Genomic DNA, 20,022 nt, shown 5'->3' with positions numbered 1-20,022 from the left:
GCTCAGGCCTCGATCGTGACGTCGGTGACCTGGTTGTCCGCGTCGAAGCGGACCGCCGGCCAGTAGCCCTCCATCATGATGTGCTCGCCGCAGGAGTCGTCCAGGTGCAGGACGACCTCCGATGCGGAGTCCACCACGACGGTGTGGAGCAGCAGGTCGGCGTGGGCGTCCGTCAGCTCGCGCCGGGTCGGCGGGGTTTCGCTGAACGCGTGGACCACGGCCTCCACCGCGCGTGCGCGCAGGAGCGCGCCGTCCGCCACGGCCCGGCGCATCCGGGGCAGCAGCCGGCGGGCCCGCGCCTCGTCGGTGGTGTCCAGGAGGAGGGCTACGGTGCGGTCGCCGATCCGGTGGCTCGCGGTGAAGTGCGGGGCGTCCAGACGCGTGCCGCCGGGCAGGGTCTGCGAGGTTCGGACGAAGGCGCCGAGCACGTCGTCGTCCACCGCGGCTATGAGGGCCCCGTCCTCGTCGGACGGCTCGGGGCTGGTGCGGGAGGCTTCGGTCACGGGCTCACCCTAGCCAGTGGCGCACCCCGGTGGTGCGGCTCGGGGCCGTACCACCGGGGTGCCGTGTCAGGCCGCCCGGCGCTTCAGGTGGCGGGTGAAGAAGTCGACCGCGCCGGCCCCCGCGTGCCGGGGGACGCCGGTGTGGCCGCCCAGGTGGGCGTGCAGGGACTTCTCCGTGGAGCCGAACGCGTCGAACAGGTCGAGCCCGGCCTGCCGGTGGCCTCCTTCGTCGTCCCACTGGAGCAGGACGTGGAGCGGGATGGTGACCTGGCGGGCTTCCTCGAAGATGCCGCGGGGGACGAAGCTGCCGGCGAAGAGTCCGGCGGCCGCCACGCGGGGCTCGATCCGTGCGAGGCGTACGCCGATGGAGATCACCCCGCCCGAGTAGCCGACCGGCCCTCCGATGCCGGGCAGCGTCAGGAGGGCGTCCAGGGCGGTCTGCCATTCCGGGACGGCACGGTCCACCAGCGGGAGGACCAGCGCGTCGACGATCTCGTCGCCGACGGGTTCGCCGGCCCTCATGGTCCGGCGCAGGTCGGCGCGAGCCCGGTCGAGGACGGGCAGGCGGGGCCGGTCGCCGCTGCCGGGGAGCTCGACGGTGGCGGTGGCGAAGCCGGCCGCCGCCGAGTGCCGGGCCCGGTCGGCGAGACGCGGGTACATCGCGTCGAGGCCGAGCGGCGGGTGGCCGAGGAGGATCAGCGGCACCGGTGCGGACGCCGAGGCGGACGCGGGGGTCCACACGATGCCGGGGATGTCGCCGAGGAGGAAGGTGCGTTCGAGTACGTCGTCGCCGGGGCCCTGCGCGGAGGGGGTGGCGAGGCGCCGCTCGGAGGTGACATGCATGGTCGTGTCCTTCGGGAGTGCGTGGAACGGCGCTCCCGGACGATCTGCCTACCGCCCGACCGTGACCCCGGAGGGGAGCACCCATGTCGATACTGCGTTCACGGGTACCACCTCCTCGTTCCGGTCCACGGCCGGGAGGAATGTATCAGCGCCGTCCCCCGTACGCCCAGCGGGTTTCGTACGGGGGTCCGGGTCAGACCGCCGGAGCGGCCGGCGTCGCGGGGCGCGGCCGGGCCTGCCGCCCGCGCAGGCCTGCGGCCAGCAGCGCCACGACGATGCCGCCGAATGCCCAGGCGCCGAGAATCCACAGCGCCCCGGTGGTGTTGTTCCCGTCGAAGTAGACGGTGTTGCGGACGACGGTCGTGCCGGCTCCGGGTGGCAGGGCCTGGCCGATCGCGGCCCAGAACGGCGGCAGCAGGGACGACGGGTAGACGCCGCCGGAGCTGGGGTTGCCGAGGATGGTGAAGATGAGGATGGTCAGGCCGAGGCCGACGGTCCCGGCGACCGACTGCAGGGCCACGCCCACGGCTCCGGAGGCGAAGACGACCAGGGTGCCGATGCCGACGAGTTCCCAGAAGGAGCCCGGCAGGCAGTCCAGTACTGGGCCGACGATGATGGCGCCGCCGATTCCGGAGAGGAAGCCGTAGGGCAGCATCGCGGCGAGGCGCACGATGGAGCGCCGGAGGGTGGGGCGCTTCGATCCGGCCGCCATGTTCAGCGCCGACGCGGCGAGGTAGCCGCCGATGGTCCAGCTGAGCACCAGGTAGAAGGAGGACAGTCCGCGGGTGTCGCCCTCGGCGGGCGGGCGGATGTCCCGGACGGTCACGGTGCGGTTCTGCGTACGCTCCACGGTCGCGACGACCTTCGCGGCGGCGTCGGCCGCCGAGGGGCCGCCCGCCGACGCGACCAGCAGGGTGTCGGCGCGTCCGGTGACGGCCACGATCAGCGCGGCGTCGGTCCTCCGCTCCATGAGCCGGGCCCTGGCCTGCTCGCGGTCCTCGACGGCGGTGACGTGGACCGGTTCGCCGGGCAGTGAGTTGAGCCGGGCGACGAGGTCGGCCTCCATGACCTGCGGCGCGACCAGGGTGAGCGGGATGCGGTGCGGTTTGGGCGCGTGGAAGGCCCCCATGTAGGAGAGGGCGAAGCCCAGTTGGAGCAGCAGCACGCCCAGCATCACGAGCACCGCTCTGGTGGTGATCGCGTCGCGCATCTCCGTCCACGCGTCGATCCTCGTCGTCGAGCCCCTTGCATCCGCCACGTGACGTACCCGCTCTCAGCCGTGATGGACCGGCGCTCCCGGTCCGCGGACATCCTCACGCCCGGTCCGCGCCGCGCGGTGAGAACACGCATGGCCGGTGCCATACCCACTCGTTCGGCGTAGGCGCGGTGCCGGTGCGGCTGTGTATGTGGGAGGCGGTCCGCCGCGCGGGGCGGGCCCCGGTTACTCCTGGCGTTCGAACCGGCGGGCGGCCCACAGCAGGGAGGCCGTGCCGATGAGCAGCAGCAGGCCGGCCTCCGCGATGAACGGGAGCGGGTGGCCGGCCCAGGTGACGCCGCCGGTGGCCGCCCCGTCCGGGACGCGCAGGGCGATGCCCTGGCGGAGCATGTCCACGCCGTAGGCGAGCGGGTTCACGGCGGCGAAGGCACGGATCGCGCCGGGGAGGGTGTGCAGCGGGAAGAAGCCGCCGGAGAGGAACAGCAGGGGCATCATCAGCACGCCGAGCAGGGTGTGGAACGCCTCGGGCCTGCTCAGGCTCACGGCCAGGGTCAGGGCGAGCGCGGTGATGGTGAAGGAGATCAGGGTCATGGCGGCGAGGAGCAGTACCAGCAGGACCGGGTCGTAGGGCAGGCCCACGAGGCCGGCGAGGGCGAGCAGGATGGTGCCCTGGATGGTGGCGACGAGGGTGCCGCCCGCGCAGCTGCCGAGGAGCAGGGTGGAGCGGGCGACCGGGGCCATGAGGAGTTCGCGCAGATAGCCGCTCTGCCGGTCGGTGATCAGCCGGATGCCGACCAGGATGGCCGGTGTCTGCACGGTCATCATCAGCATGCCGGGGAAGAGGTAGGTCTGGTATCCGACGCCGAGCGAGGAGTCGGGGATGAGCGCGGCGAGTCCGCCGCCGAGGATCACCAGGTACAGCAGCGGGTGGAGCAGCATCAGCCCGGTGTGGGTGCGCTGGCCGGCCAGGCGCAGCAGGTCCCGGTGGACGAGGGCGTGGACCGCGCGCAGTTCGTGGCGCAGCCGGCCGGGCCGTTCGCGGTCGCGGGGGTGGACGGTGTCGAGCCGGATCACGGTCATCGGCGGCCGCCCGTGGCCGTGGCGGGGCCGGGTTCGGGGGGTGCGGCGGAGGCCGGTCCCGGCGGTGCGGTGTGGATGCTGCGTCCGGTGTGGTGGAAGAAGACGTCGTCGAGGGTGGGCGGGGTGGCGGAGGCGGCGCGGACGGCGATGCCGTGGTTCTGCAGGGCGGCGCAGAGGCGGGGAATCCAGGAGCTGCCGTCGGGCAGGCGGAGGGTGATTCCGTCGGTGTCCGCGGTGACGGGGTGTCCGGGCGGTACGGCGCGGCGGACGACGCGGCGGGCTTTCGCGTCGTCGCTGGTGCGCAGGGCGACCCGGTCGTCGCCGATGGCGGCTTTCAGGGCGGTCGGGGTGCCCTGGGCCACCAGCCGGCCGTGGTCGATGATGGCGACGCGGTCGCAGTTGGCGGCCTCTTCGAGCTGGTGGGTGGTGATGAAGAGGGTGCTGCCGTGCCGTTCCCGCAGGGCGTAGAGGTGGTCCCAGATCTGGGCGCGGGCGTGCGGGTCCAGTCCGGTGGTGGGTTCGTCGAGGAAGAGCACGCCGGGTTCGTGGAGGAGTTGCCGGGCGATTTCGAGGCGGCGGCGCATGCCTCCGGACAGGGTGCGTACGGGTGAGGTGCGCCGGTCGGTGAGGCCGGCCACGTCCAGCACTTCGGCGGTGCGGTGCCGGATGCGGGTGCGGCGCATGCCGTAGAGGCGTGCGTGGATGCGCAGGTTCTGTTCGGCGGTCAGGTCCGGGTCGAGGGCGCTGTGCTGGAACAGCATGCCGACGCGCTGTCTGACCTGGTGGGGCTGGGTGCGTACGTCGGCGCCGGCGACCGTGGCGTGGCCGGCGGTGGGGCGGGCGAGGGCGCAGAGCATGGCGATGGTGGTGGACTTTCCGGCGCCGTTGGGTCCGAGGAAGGCGAAGGTCTCGCCCTGCCGGACGTCCAGGTCCAGGCCGTTGACGGCGTGGGTGGTGGTCCCCCGGGGGCCGGGGTAGCTCTTGACCAGGCCGCGTGCGCTGATGGCGGAGGCGGCGTCGGGCGGGTCGGGGGTGGCGTGCGGGCCGGGGGTGGGCTCCTGGGCGATTTCCTCGTCGCCGGTGTGCAGTCGCATGGGTCCGGTCCTCACCTCGGGTTGGCCGGTCGGGATTCCGGCCGGCGGCTGTCTCCGGAGACAGCCGCCGGCCGGAGGCTATGCCGGTCTTAGGCGCAGCTGATGCCGATGCAGACCGTGTTGAGGACCGTCAGCAGGCCGATGCACTCGCAGGTGCCGGAGAAGGCCGCCTCGGCGCCGACCGGGTCGGTCTCGGGGAGGGCGTGGAGGTGGGCGAGGAGTTCGAGGTCCTGGGTCTGGGTTTCCATGGTTCTCTCCTTCTTCTTTGTGGTGGAGCGGCAGGGTTTGTGCCGCTCAGCCCGGCAGCTGGGCCAGCCAGTGCCGGGAGTCCGTGTGGCCGAGGCGCAGGAGGAAGGCCAGGATTCCGGCCGATCCGTCGCTCCAGCTGGTCGAGACGTCTCCGTACTCGTTGGGGAAGACGAGGTGCCCGTGGCGGCGGGCGCCCTCGGTGAGGGCGAGGCGGCCCAGGTCGTGCGCCATGGCGCGGTACGCGGGGTCGCCGGTCGCGGCGCTCAGGTCGAGGAGGAAGTCGCCGTTGCCGGCGAGTCCGTGGCATTGCGAGAGCGGGGCGCGGGAGGCCCGTTCGGTGACGGCCAGGGCGCTGCGGCGGGCGAGGTCGCCGAATCTGTCGTCGCCGGTGGCCTGCCACAGCCGTACGAGGAAGGTGCCGATCCCGGCGGCGCCGTGGCACCAGTACGGGGCGGTGGGTTCGTCGCCGGCCTGGGCGGGCCATTGGGCCGTCTCACCGATGCGTACGGCGCTGTGCACGAGGTGTTCGCCGACGTCGACGGCGAGGCCGAGGTGGTCGCGGTGTCCGGAGGCGGTGGCGGCGGCGAGGAGGAAGCAGCCGATGCCGGCGGAGCCGTGGGCGAAGCCGAGGTAGCGTTTGCCGGCCTCGCCGGAGAGGGCTTCGGCGGGAACGGGCCAGCTGACGGCCGGGGGTTCACGGCGGGCGGCTGCGGCGAGCCGGTCGGCGGCGGCGTCGGCGAGGGCGGCGAAGCGGCGGTCTCCGGTGCGGTGCCACAGGTGGACGGCGGCCATGCCGCTGCCGGCGGTGCCGTGGGTGATGTCGTGGTGGAGGGTGGGTTCCTGCGGGGTGAGTGCCAGGGTGAGCGCGTGGTCGACGAGGGCCCGGTCGCCGATGGCCCGGCCCGCTTCGTACAGCGCCCAGGCGGTTCCGCTGTCCCCGAAGTGCAGTCCGGGACGGGTGGCGGCGGGGCGGGCGCGGTCGGCGATCCAGTGTCCGGCCGTGGCGAGCAGGTCGGGCAGGCGGGGGTCCTCGGTGAGCGTGAAGTACTGGGTCAGTACGGCGAGGGGTCCGGCCGCGCCCTGCTGCACGGTGCAGGGGTTGGTTTCGCCGGAGGCGGTGGAGACGGGCCACAGGCGGCGGTCGTCCTCGGGGTCCATGGTGTCCACGAGGTGGTCCACGACCGCGGCGACGGCGTCGCGCAGTTCGTCGTCGCGGGCCGGGGCGGGGCGCGCGACGGCCGGGCGGGCCGGGTCCGGCCGGTGGAGGGCCTCGCGTGCGCGGTGGGTGTCCCAGCGGGCGGCGGGCTCGTCCCTCATCAGGCCGGTGATCATGTCCGTCACGCGGTCCGGGGGCCTGGCGTGGCCGGTACAGGCGTCGAGCCAGGCGGCAAGCCGTTCCTCATCGGTTCTGGTGGGGGGTTCCTCGGGCAGGAGGTTGGGCACCTTGCCGGTCAGGACGAAGCAGGCGGTGGCGCCGAGGCTGTAGTAGTCGGCCGTCACGGAGACGGGGGCGTCGGCCAGGCGTTCGGGGGCGCTGAATCCCGGTGTGCCGACCCGGGTGGGCAGGCTGGTGCCGGTGTCGTCGGTGGCCAGTTCCAGGTCGATCAGGCGCAGTTGGCCGTCCGGGCGGACCATGACGTTGCCGGGGGTGAAGTCGCGCAGGACGCAGCCGTGGGCGTGGGCGGCCTCGACGAGGTCGACGAGCCGGGCGACGAGGGCCAGGGCCTGGCGGCGGTAGTGCTCGGCGCCGAGGTCGCGGAAGCGTTCGGCGACCCAGGTGCGCAGGCTGTCGCCCGGTACCTCGCTCTGGGCCAGGAAGAGGTGGTGGCCGTGTTCGAAGAGGGCGAGGGCGTCGGGGGCGAGCCCCGTGTCCTTCAGCTTGTCGAGCATGCGGGCCTCGGCGCGCAGCCAGTCGCGGACGTCGCGGCCGGAGGCGTCGCCCTCCACGTGGGGGCGGGTCTCCTTGATGATCACGGGCGCGCCGGTGCGGGTGTCGGTGCCCCGGTAGACGCCGCCCTTGTTGGTGTGCCGGATCGCTTCCCGTACCGCGAAGCGGCCGCCGAGCAGGACCGGGGCGCTCTCGGTCCGCGCCGGGGGCGGGAGGGGCACGGTCTCGGGGAAGGGGCAGACGGCCCAGGGGGGCGGGGCGTAGCGGCCGGTGCGCTCGTCCTCGACGGGGTTGCCGTCGGGGTCCTCGATGTACCAGATCAGCAGGCCCTGTTCGGAGAGCCGCTGCCGTCCGGTGAAGGCGCCGTAGCGGTAGTGCAGCAGGCTGTCGGGGGCGTAGGGCTGGTCGGAGAGGATGCGGGGGCCGGGCAGTCCGGCCGTCGCCTCGTGCAGGGCGTGCGCGAGGCGGACCGCGTCGGCGTCGGAGCGGGGGTAGACGGTGATGAACTTGCCGGAGCTGCCGCGCGGCGTGGCGCGGGAGTTGAGGGTGCTGACCTGGTCGAGCGAGCGGGCGAACTTGAACGGCGACGTGTCGGGCAGCAGGACGTCCAGGGCCCTCACGAGGACGGTCGGCGCGGAGGCGGCCGTCGCCGACAGGTGCAGCTTCCAGCCCTGGTCCCGGCGCGTGCCGGGGCGGGCGGCGACGTGGCACCAGGTGGCGTCGCTGGAGGTCGTCCAGCGGGCGGTGGTGCGGGTGGCTTCCAGGGCTCGGCCGAGAAGGCTTTCGAGGTCGACTTCGGTGGCGTGACTCGTCATGTGGGGTGTCCCTCTCAACGGTGAGGACCGCTGATCGGAATTTGCCCATGACACGTGAGCCCGGAACGCGCCCGAGCCGGAATCACCTGCTCCAGCGAGCGCGCGGGGGTCGCGTCAGCCGGTTCGGCGCCGCCTGGCGCGAGTTGCGGCGCACTTCGCCGGTGCGGTGGGCCTCACTGGGTCCGCAGGGGCTCCCTGGCGCGGTCGGTCTCGTCCTGGACGAGGAGACTGAGCAGCGAGGCGACGGGGAGGCCCGCTTCCGCGGGGTGGCGCAGGACCTTGTCAGGCTCGATGCGGTACGTGTTGGCGCGTCCCTCGCGGGTGTGGGAGAGATATCCGTCGCGTTCGAGGTCGGAGATGATCCGCTGGACCGCGCGCTCGGTGAGCCGGCAGTGTGCGGCGATGTCGCGAATCCGGACGCTCGAGTCGTCGGCGATGGCCGCCAGCACGCGCGCGTGGTTGGTGAGGAACGTCCATCCGGCGTGGGCTTCGGGTACTCCAGGCATGTTTCCCATCTAAACGCCAATGCTTGCCCGTACTCAACTACGTGACATACTTTTCCTGTAATTTCTGACAGGGTGAGAGTCACGGGAGGGCCTCGGGGTGTCGTACGGCGAAGCCGCGCCCGGTCCGGTACGGACGACGGTCGTGGAGTACGAACAGCACGGCGTGTGGGTGGTCATGGCGTGCGGCGCCTGCGACCTGCAGTCCATCGCAGGACTGGAGGAGGCGCTGACGACCGCGGCCTGGAAGCACCCGAAGGTTGTGCTGGACGCGTCCGGAATCACCTTCGCGGACTCGTCGCTGCTCAATCTGCTGATCATGGCCCACCGGGCCGGGGCGCTGCGCATCACCGCGCCGAGACCGCAGTTGCAGCGTCTGCTGGGCCTGACCGGGCTCGACGCGGTCCTGTACGTACGGGCGACGGTCGAGGAGGCCGCCGCCTGTTGATCACCGGGCCGGTCCCGTCTCCCGTGCGGGACGCGGGACCGGCCCGGTGCGTCTACCAGCCGGCCTCGGCGGTGTTGTAGGCGGCGCGGCAGTCGGCGTTGTTGGCGTCGGCGGCGAGCTTCGCCATGGAGTCCTTCCAGATCCGCTTGGCCAGCTTCTCCAGGTCGCGGGTCGCGGCGGGCACGTCCGGCGCGTACTGCTTGATCGTGGCCAGGGACGACTTCGCGAACTTGTTGCACACGGGGGCCGCCGCCTTGCGGTAGCGCTTGTCCAGGTCGGCCGCGACGGCCCGGCCGTTCGCGGTCGCCCAGTTGTTCCAGGCCGCGCAGGCCTTCTCGGTGAAGACCTGCTGGTCGGCCTCGCTCAGTCCGAGGACCTGGCCGAGCGCGGTGTTCTTGACCTTGTCCGGCACCGTGAAGTCGACGACGGGGAACTTGTCGAAGGTCTCCAGCAGCGCTTCCTGGCACGCGGGCGGCAGGGACGCGGCCCGGGCCGGCGAGGGAGCCGCCAGCGCGGACACGGACAGGAGGGCGACGGCGAGAACGGTGCCGCGGGCGGTACGCGTGGAGGTCATGGCGGTGGTACTCCTCGAACAGACGGGGGTGTTGTCGCAGACGCGGTGTCGGCGCCCGACGGCTGCAGAACGATCACTCGTGTGCGGAGGTCACGCCTACGTCCGTCCGGATCGGCGGCGCGTCGCCCGCGGTCTCCGCCAGTGCCGCCAGTTCCGCCACGGCCCGCTCCCACAGTTCGGGCAGTTGTTCGGCCTGCGGCAGGCCGGTGTCGGTGACGAAGGACACCTCGGCCCACTCGCCGAAGTAGGAGAGGGCGACCGCGACGAGGTGGCCGGGCACGAGCAGTGGCAGCAGGGCGGTGCCGGTCACCTGGGTGTCGCCGAGGCTGCCCCGCTCGGCGAGCGGCATCGAGGTGGCCATGACGTTGGTGACGCGCGGGGAGAGCACCCGGCGGGTGTACCAGGCGGTGGGTCCGGCGGGCATGTGGCGGACCAGGTCGCCGATGGCCTGCCGCCGGGCGCCGCCGCGCAGTCCGCGCGTCGCCGCCAGGACGTGGTCGAGCCGCCGCCGGGCCGCGTCCGGCTGCCCGGCGCCCACGCCCACGGGCAGTTCCAGGGGTACGGCGAAGCAGCGGTTGCCCCAGGTCTGTTCCTCGTCGGGGCGCCGTGCGTCGATCGGGAGCACCGCCGTGGCCCTGGGCAGGGGTACGCCCGACCGCGCGGCCCACTCGCCCAGCGCGCCCGCGAGGGCGGCGAGATGGGCGTCGTGCGCCGAGCCGCCCCGAGCCGCGCCGACGCGCCGGAGGGTGTCCACCGGCACGCGTCCCCGGCTCAGCCGCCGCTCCCCGGTCGCCTCGTATCCGGCGCCGGGGCGGTATCCGCGTACGACGAGGGTGCCGGCCGCGAACTTCGCGGCGAGGCCGACGGCGGCGGCGACGCGCCGGGGGATCGCGGTCCGGCGCCCAGGTGCCGGTACGGGGCGGCCGGACGGGTCGCCCTCGCCGAGCACCGCCCGGAACGTCATGGCCGCAGCCGCGCCGTCCTGGCAGGCGTGGCGGAAGCGGTAGCACACGGCGTACGCGTCGTCGGCGTGGCCGTGGATCAGCCAGACGCCCCAGTAGGCGCCGGGCGCGAAGGGGGCGTTGAGGGCGGTGTGCAGGGCGGCGTCCCAGCCCTCGGGCCCGTCCGCGACGACCTCGTCGACATGCCGGTCCACCGCGAAGTCCGGGTCCGGCCGCCAGCGCGGCCTGCGCCCCGCAGTGACCCGGCTGGTCAGCAGCGGCAGCCCGGCCAGCCGGTAGCCGATGTACGCGCGCAGGTCGGCGAGTCCGGGGGCCGGGCCGCTCAGGTACGCGATGCCGCCGGCGTCCCAGCGGACGTCGGGGCGGGCCCGTTCCAGTGCCAGGAAGGCCCGGTCCACGGCGTGGACGGGCACCGGGGCGGGGGCGGCGGAGTCGTCGGGCGGCGCGGTCCCGGCGGACGGGGCGGCGGCGGTGGACGGCGCTGACCGGGCGGAAGCGGCCATGGGTTCTCGGCTCCAATGCGTGACGGGACGGCGAGCGGGCGATCGGGCGGAAGGGGACAACGAGCGAACGGGCGGGGACGGCGAGCGGACGGGCGGCGCGGCGCGGGGTCCACCGCGCCGGGACGCACACCCGGACGCGGCCGACGACACCCTCGTCCGCGCCTTTCAGGATGGCCACCGGCCGGGCCGGCCCCGCCCCGTACCGCGTGGCCCGGTCCCGGCCGCGGCGGCGGCCCGGCGGGGCTCCCGCCCGTACCGCCGCTGCGGTTCCCGGCCCGGCACCGGCTTCGCGGGCGGTCCGGAAGATCCCCCGAAGGGAGGACGGGCCGCGGATGCCGCCCCTCTGTCGGGTGCCGGTCCGTACTGGCGTACGCGGCCCCCGCCGCCCGGGTACTTCGTTCGGGTGAGGGGCCCGGATCGGGCTCTTCCGGTTCGCCCGCCGTCTGCCATGGTGTGCCGTGCGCCGACGACCGACGTACCCGGCGACGGCGCGGGAGCCGCCGACGCGGTCGGCGCCGTCCGAAGACGCGGCGCGTCCCTGCGGTACGCGGGGCTGTCCCTTCCGTAGCCCTTGGAGCCATGGCCGTGCACGTAGCCCTCACCGGCGCGACCGGATTCCTCGGTCTGCGCCTGCTGCGCCGGCTGCTCGAAACCCACCGGTCGGTAACGGTCCTGGCCCACGCGGGCTCCGGCGACGCCCTGCACCGCATCGTCCGCTTCTTCGAACTGACCGGCGCGACGCCGGAGTTCACCGCCGCACTCGCCGGCCGGGTGCGGGTGGTGGAGATCGATCTCGCACTGCCCCGGCTGGGACTCCCCCAGCGGAGGTTCGAGGAGCTGGCCGACGGCGTGGGCGCGCTCTGGCACAGCGCGGGCAGCATCAACCTGGAGGGCGACCTCCCCGAGCTGCGCCGCGTCAACGTCGAGGGAACGCGGCACGTCCTGGAGCTGGCCGCGGCGAGCCGGCTGCGGCCCCGCGTGCACCATGTGAGCACCGCGTTCGTCGCGGGGGCCCGGCGCGAGGGCGTGGCGTACGAGGACGAGCTGGACGCCGGCTGCGGCTTCGAGAACGCCTACGAACGCTCCAAGTACGAGGCCGAGTCGCTGGTGCACGCATGGGCGCGGCGGCACGGCCGGCCCGTGCTGGTGCTGCGGCCGAGCGTGCTGGTCACCGATCTGCCGCCGCATCCCGAGCTTCCCTCGCATCCGCTCCAGGTCGTCGAGCGGATTCTGCGCGACGCGTGCCGCTCCGGCGGGGCGGGTCCGCAGGCCCGGCCCCGGGTCCGGATCGTGGGGCATCCGCACGGGCGGCTCAACCTGCTCCAGGTGGAGCACGCGGCCGATGTGATGGTGCGGCTGGCCGGGCGGCCCTCTTCGGGCGGAGTCGACACGTATCACGTGGTCCATGACCGCGATGTGCCCGTGGCGACCGTCGTCGAGGTGCTGGAACGGCTGGTCCCGCTGACGGTCGAGCTGGTGTCCGGCCGGCCCGCCGCGCCCTCGCCCCTGGAGGCGATGCTGGACTTCTACCCCGGCATGACGGCCTATCTCGCGCACCGGCGGCGGTTCGACGACACCCGTGTACGGGCGCAGTTGGGGCCGGCGGCCGTGTCCGCCCCGGTGGACGCCGACCAGTTGTGGGCGGGTCTCGCTCCCCGCGCCTGGACCGTGCCAGGTCCGCCCGGTCCGCCGGGCACGCCGGCGACCGTCCCGCCGCCCGTCCGCTGCGTTTGACCGCGCCCCCGACCCCCTTCTCACCGGCCGGCCCCGCCCGTTCCGCCCGTCCCGTTGGAGCCTCCTCGTGTCCGTCCTCACCGCCTCCGGGTCCTCCGTGGTGCCCCCGGACGCCTTCTCCCCCGACGCCATCGCCGCCTGCGCGCGGCACATCCGCGAGCCCGTCCATCTGGTCGCGGGACCGGACGGCCGGGAGCTGGGGCTCGTGCGGGGGCCGGTGCCGTCCGGCCGGGTGCTGGGGACGCTGCCGCCGCTGTATCCGGAGTGGCTGGGCGGCCGCACCTTCTGCGAGGCGCACGGGGTGCGCTTCCCGTACGTGGCCGGGGAGATGGCGAACGGGATCGCGACGACGGCGATGGTGGCGGCGATGGCCCGCGCGGAGATGCTGGGCTTCTTCGGCGCGGGCGGCCTGGGGTACGCGCAGGTGGAGCGGGCCGTGGACACGCTCGTCCGGGAACTGGGCGAGCGGCGCAACTGGGGGGTCAACCTCATCCACTCGCCGGCCGAGCCGGAGCTGGAGTCACGGGTGGCCGAACTGCTGGTGCGCCGCGGTGTGCCGTGCGTGTCCGCGTCGGCGTACATGGAGCTGACGCCGGCCGTCGTGTGGTGTGCGGCGCGGGGGCTGCGCCGGGGCCCGGACGGCGAGGTGGTCCGGCGTACCCGGATGCTGGCGAAGGTGTCCCGGCCCGAGATGGCGGAACGGTTCCTGTCGCCCGCCCCGGCCGCGCTGCTGGACACCCTGGTGGCGGGCGGCCGGCTGACCCGCGAGGAGGCGGACCTGGCGGCGCGGGTGCCGGTGGCCGAGGACGTCACCGTGGAGGCGGACAGCGGCGGGCACACCGACAACCGGCCGCTGCCGGTCCTGCTGCCGAGGATCGCGGCGCTGCGCGACACGCTCTGTGCCCGGTTCGGCTATCGGCGGCCGGTCAGGGTCGGCGCGGCGGGCGGGCTGGGGACGCCGGACGCGGTGGCCGCCGCGTTCGCGCTCGGCGCGTCGTACGTGGTCGTGGGCTCGGTGAACCAGACCGCCGTCGAGGCGGGTCTGTCGGACGAGGCCAAGGCGATGCTGTGCGAGGCGGACATCGCGGATGTGGCGATGGCTCCGGCGGCCGACATGTTCGAGCTGGGTGTGAAGTTGCAGGTGCTGTCGCGCGGGACGATGTTCGCGCGGCGGGCCGGGCGGCTCTACGCCGCGTACCGGGCGCACGGCTCGCTGGAGGAGATCCCGGGCGCGGTACGGGCCACGCTCGAACGCGACGTGCTGCACGCCTCGTTCGACGAGGTGTGGCGGCGCACCCGGGCGTTCTGGGAGCAGCGCGACCCTGCCGAGATCAGCCGGGCCGAGGCGGACCCCAAGCACCGGATGGCGCTGGTGTTCCGCTGGTACCTGGGCAGTTCGAGCCGCTGGGCGATCGAGGGCGAGACGTCGCGGCGGGCGGACTACCAGATCTGGTGCGGGCCCGCGATGGGCTCGTTCAACCGGTGGGTGGCCGGTACTCCGCTCGCCGATCCCGCGCGCCGGGACGTCGTGACGATCGCCCTCAGCCTCCTGGAGGGCGCGGCCGTGCTGACTCGCGCCCATCAACTGCGCGCCCACGGCGTGCCGTTGCCGCCGGAGGCGTTCACCTATGTGCCCGGTGGGCCGGCGTGAGCGGCCCGGACGTCCGCCGGCGGACCTTCGAAGGAGAGACCGTGCCCGCCTCCTCCCCGCTCAACCGCCATCCCGTCGCCGTGGTCGGGGTGGGCGCGCTGGTGCCCGGCGCGTCGGACGCGGCCGGATACTGGCGGATCGTGTCCGGCGGCCGGGACCTGATCACCGAGGTGCCCGCATCCCGCTGGCGGGTGGAGGACCACTACGACCCGGACCCGGCGGCCCCCGACAGGACGTATGCCCGCCGGGGCGCCTTCCTGCCGGAGGTCGACTTCGATCCGATGGCGTACGGGGTGCCGCCCACCGCCCTGTCCTCGACGGACAGCGCGCAACTGCTCGCCCTGATGGTCGCCGACCAGGTGCTGGCGGACGCGGGGGGCCGGGCGCGCACGGCTGCCGACCGTACGGGGGTGGTGCTCGGGGCGGCGGCCCTGGAGCTGCTTCCGCACATGTACGGGCGCACGCACCGCCCCGTGTGGCTCGCCGCGCTCCGCGAGAGCGGGCTGACGGAGGAGGCGGCGCAGGCGGTGTGCGACCGGATCTCGGACCGTTTCGAGCCCTGGCGGGAGTCGTCGTTCCCCGGTCTGCTGGGCAATGTGGTCGCGGGCCGGATCGCCAACCGGTTCGATCTGCACGGCATCAACCACACCACCGACGCGGCGTGTGCCAGTTCGCTGGCCGCCCTGTCCACGGCGGCCGGGGAGCTGGCGCTCGGCCGGGCGGACCTGGTGATCAGCGGGGGCGTGGACACGGGCAACGACATCGGCATGTTCCTCTGCTTCTCCAAGACGCCCGCGCTGTCCCCGAGCGGGGACTGCCGGCCGTTCTCCGCCGACGCGGACGGCACGATGCTGGGCGAGGCCGTCGTCATGTACGCGTTGAAGCGGCTGGCCGACGCGGAGCGGGACGGCGACCGCGTCCACGCGGTGATCCGGGGCATCGGCAGCTCGTCGGACGGCCGCGGCGGCGCGATCTACGCCCCGATGCCGGCGGGTCAGGCGCGGGCGCTGCGCCGCGCGTACGAGGACGCGGGGTACGGGCCGGAGACCGTGGAGCTGGTCGAGGCGCACGGCACCGGGACGAAGGCCGGCGACACGGCCGAACTGGCGTCCCTGAGCGAGGTGTTCGGGGCTTCGGGCCGGGGCGACGGGCAGTGGTGCGCGGTCGGTTCGGTCAAGTCGCAGATCGGTCACACCAAGTGCGCCGCCGGTGCGGCGGGGCTCCTGAAGGCGGTCATGGCGCTGCGCCACCAGGTGCTGCCGCCGACCGTGAAGGTGGTGCGCCCCAACCCGGCGGCCGCGCTGCCGGACGGCCCGTTCTATGTGAACACCGAGACGCGCCCCTGGGTGCGGCCGCCCGGCCATCCGCGCCGGGCTTCGGTGTCGAGCTTCGGGTTCGGCGGCAGCAACTTCCACGTCACGCTGGAGGAGTACGTGCCCTCCGGCGCCGGCGGCCGGCCGGCCCCGCGCCATCGCGCGGTCCCGAGCGAACTCGTCCTGTTCGGTGGCGAGTCCCCCGCCTCCCTCGTGCCGCCGCCGGCGGACGGGAGCCGTTCGCTCGCCGCCCTGGCCCGCGAGAGTCAGCTGTCCTTCTCCCCCACCGACCCGGTGCGCCTGGCGATCGTCGCCACCGGCGTGCAGGATCTGCGGGAGAAGTTCGACCGGGCGCTGGCCATGATCGAGCGGCGTCCGGACGCCGCGTTCACCGCCCCGTCCGGGGTGCGGTACGCCTGCGGGGAGCCGGAGACCGGCCGCGTCGCCTTCCTGTTTCCCGGCCAGGGCGCGCAGTACGTCGGCATGGGCGCCGGTGCCGCGATGCTGTCGCCCGCCGCGCAGGCCGTGTGGGACCGGCTGGGCGGCGCCTCCTCCGAGGGCCGGGCACTGCACCGGGTGGTGTTCCCGCCGCCGGCCTTCACGGATGGGGAACGCGCGGCCCGGCGGGCGCTGCTGGACGCCACCGAGTGGGCGCAGCCCGCGCTCGCGGTGCAGTCGCTGGCCCTGCTGGCGGTGGTGCGGGAGCTGGGGCTGCGCCCGGACTGCGTGGCCGGGCACAGTTTCGGTGAGCTGGTGGCGCTGCACTGCGCGGGTGCGCTGGACGCCGGGGCGCTGGTGGATCTGGCGCGGCGGCGCGGCGAGCTGATGCGGGACGTGCCGGGTGCGCCGGGCGCGATGCTGGCGGTGGCGGCGGACCGGGACCGAGTGGCGGCGGTGCTGGCCGCCGGGGCGTACGGGGACGTCTGGCCCGCCAACCACAACGCGCCCCGGCAGGTGGTGCTTTCCGGTACGGCGGAGGCGGTGGCGCGAGCGGAGCGGGCGTTCGCGGACGAAGGGGTGGACACCAGGCGGCTGGCCGCGTCGACCGCCTTCCACAGCCCCCTCGTCGCCCCGGCCACCGAGCCGTTCGCGGCCCATCTGCGCACGGTGGCGCTGTCGGCGCCCGGCATCGACGTGTACGGCAACGCCGACGCGGCCCCGTACCCCTCGGACGTCGAGGAGGTACGCGGCCGGATCGCCGGCCATCTCGCCTCGCCGGTCCTCTTCCAGGAGCAGATCGAGGCCATGTACGCGGCCGGGGTGCGGACGTTCATCGAGATCGGCGCGGGCAACACGCTGACGGCGCTGACCGGCCGCATTCTCGGCGGCCGCCCGCACACAGCGGTGTCCCTGGACGGGCCCCGTACCGGGGTGGACGGCCTGCACGCGGCGCTCGGCGAACTCGCCGTACACGGTGTCCCCCTGGACCTCGGCGCTCTCTGGGCGCCCTACGAGTCGCCCGAAACCCCAGCGAAGGAGCGCGAGCCCCGAATGACGGTGAAGATCAGCGGAGGCAACGACCGCGGACATCTGCCCCCGCCCCGCACCGAGGCCGCCGCCCCGCCCGGTGAACCGGTACTCCGGCCGTCGCCCCCGTACGTACCCGAGCCCGAACCCAAGGCGGACCCGATGTCCTCGTATGCGCTGCCCCCGCAAGCCGTTCGTCCCGCAGGCGCTCCCCCGCCCGGCGGTGATCTTTACGCGGCCGTTGATCAGGTGCACCGGCAGACGGCGGAGACCCACGCGGCCTGCCAGCAGATGCTGGTGGACAGCCATCTGGCGTTCCTCCGGATGACCGAGACCAGCATGGCCGCGCTGCTCGGCGGGGAGGCGGTCGCCGCCCCGGCCGCCCCGGCGCCGCTGCCGGTCCCCCGCCCCGCGCCGCCGGTGCACGCGGCGGAGGTGAGCGCGGTGGAGGTGGACGTGCCCAGGCCCGCCCCGGCCCCGGAACCCGTGGCTGCGCCTGTGACACCGGCGCCCGTCGCGACCGCCGTGCCCGCGCCGGCTGCCCCGCCCGCAGCCGATGCGGCGCCCGTGTCCCTGTCGGCGGCGGAGCTGAAGGCACTGCTCCTGTCGGTGGTGGCCCGGCTGACCGGCTATCCGGCCGAAATGATCGACATGGACATGGAGTTGGAGGCCGATCTGGGGGTCGACTCGATCAAGCGGGTCGAGATCCTGTCAGCCGTACGGCGTGAGGTGGGCGACGTGGCGACGGGCGACGTCGGACGTCTGGGGCGGCTGCGCACGCTGCGCGAGATCGTCGACACGATGGCGGCCGGCGCCGGGCCGGCGGAGGCGCCGGGGCCGTCCGCCGGGGACTCGGGCGTGCCGGAGGGTGCCGGGTTTCCCGGACCGGACGCGAGCCCTCGCGAGGAGGACGTGACGCTGACGCGGCTGGTGCCCGTTGCGGTGGAGTCGCCGGCGTCCGGGCCGGCCACGGCAGGACTCCTGGACGGGCCCGTCGTGGTGACCGGCGACGGGCCGCGCGGGGCCGGGTTGTCCGCCCGGGTGGCCCGCAGGCTCGCGGAGCACGGCGTGGACGCCACCGCGTCGGCCGATGTGCCGTCCGGGGCGCGGGCCGTCGTCCATCTCGGCGCCCTCACCGCCGGCGACGGGCCGGACGGGGCGCGGGAGGTCCTGTTGTCGGCGCTGCGCGCGGCGCGCACGGTGGCGGCGCGGGCGTCCGAGGGCGAGGCCCTGTTCGTGGCCGTGCAGGACACCGGGGGCGACTTCGGCCTCGGGGGCCGGGCGCCGGACCGTGCCTGGCTGGGTGGGGTCGCCGGGCTGGTGCGTACGGCGGCCAAGGAGTGGCCGGACGGCTCGTGCCGGGTCATCGACTGCGAATGGGGCGGCCGGGACGACGCGGCGGTCGCCGACGCGGTCGTACGTGAACTCCTCGAAGGCGGGGCCGACCGCGAGGCCGGTCTGCGGGCCGATGGTTCGCGCGTCGTCCCGCGTCTGGAGCCCCGCCCCCTGGCGGCCTCCGGCGACGGCAGGATCACCTCCGCTTCGGTGATCGTGGCCACGGGCGGGGCGCGTGGGGTGACCGCCGCCGCGCTGCTGGACCTGGCAAGGGCCCACCGTCCCCGGATCGTGCTCGTGGGCAGGACCGATCCGGCCGTCGAGCCCGCGGGGCTCGGCGCGGCGCTCGACGAGCCGTCGCTCACCCGGCTGCTCGCCGAACGCGCCGGGGCGGCCGGTACGGACGCCTCGCCGGTGCGGATCGCGGCGCGGGCCCGGGAGATCCTGGCCGCCCGCGAGGTGCGGGCGACGCTGGCGGCCCTGGAGGCGGCCGGTTCCCCGGTCCGCTACGTCCGGGTGGACGCCCGCGACGGCGACGCCCTCGCCGACGCCCTGCGCGATGTGCGCGAGGCATGGGGTCCGGTGACCGGCATCGTGCACGGCGCCGGGGTCCTCGCGGACCGGCGGATCGCCGACAAGAGCGACGAGCAGGCCGCGTCGGTGCTGTCCACGAAGGTGGACGGGCTGCGGGCGCTGCTGGCGGCCACGGCGGACGACCCCCTGGACACGATCATCCTGTTCTCGTCGGTGGCCGCCGTGTTCGGCAATCCGGGCCAGTGCGACTACGCCATGGCCAACGAGGTGCTGCATCAGGTGGCGTCGGCCGAGCAGGCCCGCCGCCCCGACTGCCTCGTCCGGTGCGTGGCTTGGGGACCCTGGCAGGGCGGGATGGTCACGCCGTCCCTCGCCGCGCACTTCGACCGGGCCGGGGTCGCGCTGATCCCGCTCGCCCGGGGCGCCGCCGCCTTCACGGCCGAGCTGGCGGGCCCGGCCGGGGAGCCGCGGGTCATCGTGGTGGCCGGAGAGGACCCGGCGGCGATGGCGCCGGACGCCGGGCCGGTCAGGGCGCAGGTTCCGGTTCGCTCCGGCACGCTGCCGCAATTGGTGGACCACGCGCCCGCCGATGTGCCGGTGCTGCCGGTGGCCCTGGCCCTGAACTGGCTGGCCGGGGCGGGTGCGGCGTGGCTGCCGGCGGCCGGTCCGCTCGTCGTGCGGGAGCTGCGCGTGTACCGGACGTGTGCCCTGCCGGAGCTGGCGGGGGCGGGCCATCTGCTGACGGTGCTCGCCGGGCGGGGGGCGCCCGGCTCGCCCTCGGGCCTGGACGCCGAACTGCGGGGCGAGGACGGTACGGCGTACTACAGGGCGGTGCTGGAGGCCGGGGACGGCATGGCGGCTCCGGACGTCTGGGAGACGCCCGAGGCCCTGAAACCGCTCGGCACGGCCGACCCGTACGAGGGCACGGCGCTGTTCCACGGTCCTCGGTTCCAGGTCCTGCGCACGGTCAGCGGTGTCTCGGAGCACGGTGCCGAGGCGGTCGTCGCGGGGCTGCGCGCGCTGGACTGGCCCGGTGACCGGTGGGCGCTCGACGCGGCCGCCGCGGACGGTGCTCTTCAACTCGCCCTGCTCTGGGCGCAGGAGGTGCTGGGGGCACGGACGCTGCCGATGGCGGTCGCCGAGTGCCGGGTGCACCTGCGCGGCCTGGTGGACGGTGAGGTGCGGTGCGTGGTGCGCGGGCGGAAGGCACATGACACGGGGGCGCGCTGCGACGCGGCGCTGATCGATCCGGACGGGCGGGTGCTGCTGGAGCTGATCGGTGTGGAGCTGGTCCGCCGCCCGTCCTGACG

Annotated in this window: 14 protein-coding genes; 4 read left to right on the top strand and 10 right to left on the bottom strand. The window is 74.6% G+C overall.

Going from position 1 to position 20,022, the window contains the following annotated elements; all coding sequences use genetic code 11:
• Positions 1-2: 2 nt before the first annotated feature.
• The 8 genes from DNK56_RS17495 to DNK56_RS17465 all read right to left on the bottom strand — a co-directional run bounded on the left by DNK56_RS17495 (position 3) and on the right by DNK56_RS17465 (position 8,194).
• A complete protein-coding gene (locus tag DNK56_RS17495; RefSeq protein ID WP_111335089.1) occupies positions 3-503 on the bottom strand; it encodes a hypothetical protein in 501 nt (166 codons plus the stop codon).
• 66 nt (positions 504-569) lie between these two features.
• Complete coding sequence (locus DNK56_RS17490) at positions 570-1,346, bottom strand: alpha/beta hydrolase (RefSeq protein WP_111335086.1); 777 nt, start codon at positions 1,344-1,346, stop codon at positions 570-572.
• 193 nt (positions 1,347-1,539) lie between these two features.
• The gene (locus tag DNK56_RS17485; RefSeq protein WP_111335084.1) at positions 1,540-2,556 is read right to left on the bottom strand and encodes a DUF3533 domain-containing protein; all 1,017 of its coding nucleotides are present in this window, start codon (positions 2,554-2,556) and stop codon (positions 1,540-1,542) included.
• A gap of 231 nt (positions 2,557-2,787) precedes the next feature.
• Positions 2,788-3,642 carry an ABC transporter permease gene (locus tag DNK56_RS17480; RefSeq protein ID WP_111335082.1) on the bottom strand — a complete coding sequence of 285 codons (855 nt, stop codon included), beginning with the start codon at positions 3,640-3,642 and terminating at the stop codon, positions 2,788-2,790.
• Positions 3,639-4,736, bottom strand: a complete 1,098-nt coding sequence (locus DNK56_RS17475) for an ABC transporter ATP-binding protein (protein ID WP_111335080.1) — start codon at positions 4,734-4,736, stop codon at positions 3,639-3,641. The genes DNK56_RS17480 and DNK56_RS17475 overlap by 4 nt, the downstream gene beginning before the upstream one ends.
• A gap of 89 nt (positions 4,737-4,825) precedes the next feature.
• Positions 4,826-4,984 carry a VenA family class IV lanthipeptide gene (locus DNK56_RS35405; RefSeq protein ID WP_199563733.1) on the bottom strand — a complete coding sequence of 53 codons (159 nt, stop codon included), beginning with the start codon at positions 4,982-4,984 and terminating at the stop codon, positions 4,826-4,828.
• 46 nt (positions 4,985-5,030) lie between these two features.
• On the bottom strand, positions 5,031-7,688 hold the full coding sequence (gene lanL, locus DNK56_RS17470; RefSeq protein WP_111335078.1) for a class IV lanthionine synthetase LanL: 2,658 nt from the start codon (positions 7,686-7,688) through the stop codon (positions 5,031-5,033).
• Positions 7,689-7,861: 173 nt separating this feature from the next.
• A complete protein-coding gene (locus tag DNK56_RS17465) occupies positions 7,862-8,194 on the bottom strand; it encodes a helix-turn-helix transcriptional regulator (RefSeq protein ID WP_111335076.1) in 333 nt (110 codons plus the stop codon).
• Positions 8,195-8,291: 97 nt separating this feature from the next.
• Between DNK56_RS17465 and DNK56_RS17460 the strand changes: the two genes are divergently transcribed.
• Positions 8,292-8,639, top strand: a complete 348-nt coding sequence (locus tag DNK56_RS17460) for an STAS domain-containing protein (protein ID WP_241989913.1) — start codon at positions 8,292-8,294, stop codon at positions 8,637-8,639.
• A gap of 52 nt (positions 8,640-8,691) precedes the next feature.
• Here DNK56_RS17460 and DNK56_RS17455 read toward each other — a convergent pair whose 3' ends face one another.
• Both DNK56_RS17455 and DNK56_RS17450 read right to left on the bottom strand, forming a co-directional pair.
• Positions 8,692-9,213: a hypothetical protein gene (locus tag DNK56_RS17455; protein WP_111335074.1), complete on the bottom strand. Its 522-nt coding sequence runs from the start codon at positions 9,211-9,213 to the stop codon at positions 8,692-8,694.
• Between the two features lie 73 nt (positions 9,214-9,286).
• Positions 9,287-10,678 (bottom strand): wax ester/triacylglycerol synthase domain-containing protein, encoded by a 1,392-nt coding sequence (locus DNK56_RS17450; protein WP_111335072.1) that lies wholly within the window; start codon positions 10,676-10,678, stop codon positions 9,287-9,289.
• Positions 10,679-11,257: 579 nt separating this feature from the next.
• On the opposite strand from DNK56_RS17450, the gene DNK56_RS17445 reads away from it, so the two are divergent.
• From DNK56_RS17445 to DNK56_RS17435, 3 genes are all read left to right on the top strand, one after another.
• Entirely contained in the window at positions 11,258-12,412 is a 1,155-nt protein-coding gene (locus DNK56_RS17445; protein WP_111335070.1) for an SDR family oxidoreductase, read from the top strand.
• Positions 12,413-12,479: 67 nt separating this feature from the next.
• On the top strand, positions 12,480-14,063 hold the full coding sequence (locus DNK56_RS17440; RefSeq protein WP_111335068.1) for a PfaD family polyunsaturated fatty acid/polyketide biosynthesis protein: 1,584 nt from the start codon (positions 12,480-12,482) through the stop codon (positions 14,061-14,063).
• A 41-nt stretch (positions 14,064-14,104) separates the two neighbouring features.
• Positions 14,105-20,020, top strand: coding sequence for a type I polyketide synthase (locus DNK56_RS17435; RefSeq protein WP_111335946.1), 5,916 nt, complete (start codon positions 14,105-14,107; stop codon positions 20,018-20,020).
• Positions 20,021-20,022 lie beyond the last annotated feature (2 nt).

Origin of the sequence: Streptomyces sp. AC1-42W, assembly GCF_003248355.1 — a bacterium.
GTDB lineage: Bacteria > Actinomycetota > Actinomycetes > Streptomycetales > Streptomycetaceae > Streptomyces.
This window is presented reverse-complemented; position numbering and strand designations above follow the sequence as displayed.

Excerpts from the sequence above, each read along its gene's own strand:
- DNK56_RS17490 (WP_111335086.1), bottom strand. The coding sequence starts at position 1,346 with ATGCATGTCACCTCCGAGCGGCGCCTCGCCACCCCCTCCGCGCAGGGC.
- DNK56_RS17485 (WP_111335084.1), bottom strand. The coding sequence starts at position 2,556 with ATGCGCGACGCGATCACCACCAGAGCGGTGCTCGTGATGCTGGGCGTG.
- DNK56_RS17480 (WP_111335082.1), bottom strand. The coding sequence starts at position 3,642 with ATGACCGTGATCCGGCTCGACACCGTCCACCCCCGCGACCGCGAACGG.
- DNK56_RS17475 (WP_111335080.1), bottom strand. The coding sequence starts at position 4,736 with ATGCGACTGCACACCGGCGACGAGGAAATCGCCCAGGAGCCCACCCCC.
- DNK56_RS35405 (WP_199563733.1), bottom strand. The coding sequence starts at position 4,984 with ATGGAAACCCAGACCCAGGACCTCGAACTCCTCGCCCACCTCCACGCC.
- lanL (WP_111335078.1), bottom strand. The coding sequence starts at position 7,688 with ATGACGAGTCACGCCACCGAAGTCGACCTCGAAAGCCTTCTCGGCCGA.
- DNK56_RS17465 (WP_111335076.1), bottom strand. The coding sequence starts at position 8,194 with ATGCCTGGAGTACCCGAAGCCCACGCCGGATGGACGTTCCTCACCAAC.
- DNK56_RS17455 (WP_111335074.1), bottom strand. The coding sequence starts at position 9,213 with ATGACCTCCACGCGTACCGCCCGCGGCACCGTTCTCGCCGTCGCCCTC.
- DNK56_RS17450 (WP_111335072.1), bottom strand. The coding sequence starts at position 10,678 with ATGGCCGCTTCCGCCCGGTCAGCGCCGTCCACCGCCGCCGCCCCGTCC.
- DNK56_RS17445 (WP_111335070.1), top strand. The coding sequence starts at position 11,258 with ATGGCCGTGCACGTAGCCCTCACCGGCGCGACCGGATTCCTCGGTCTG.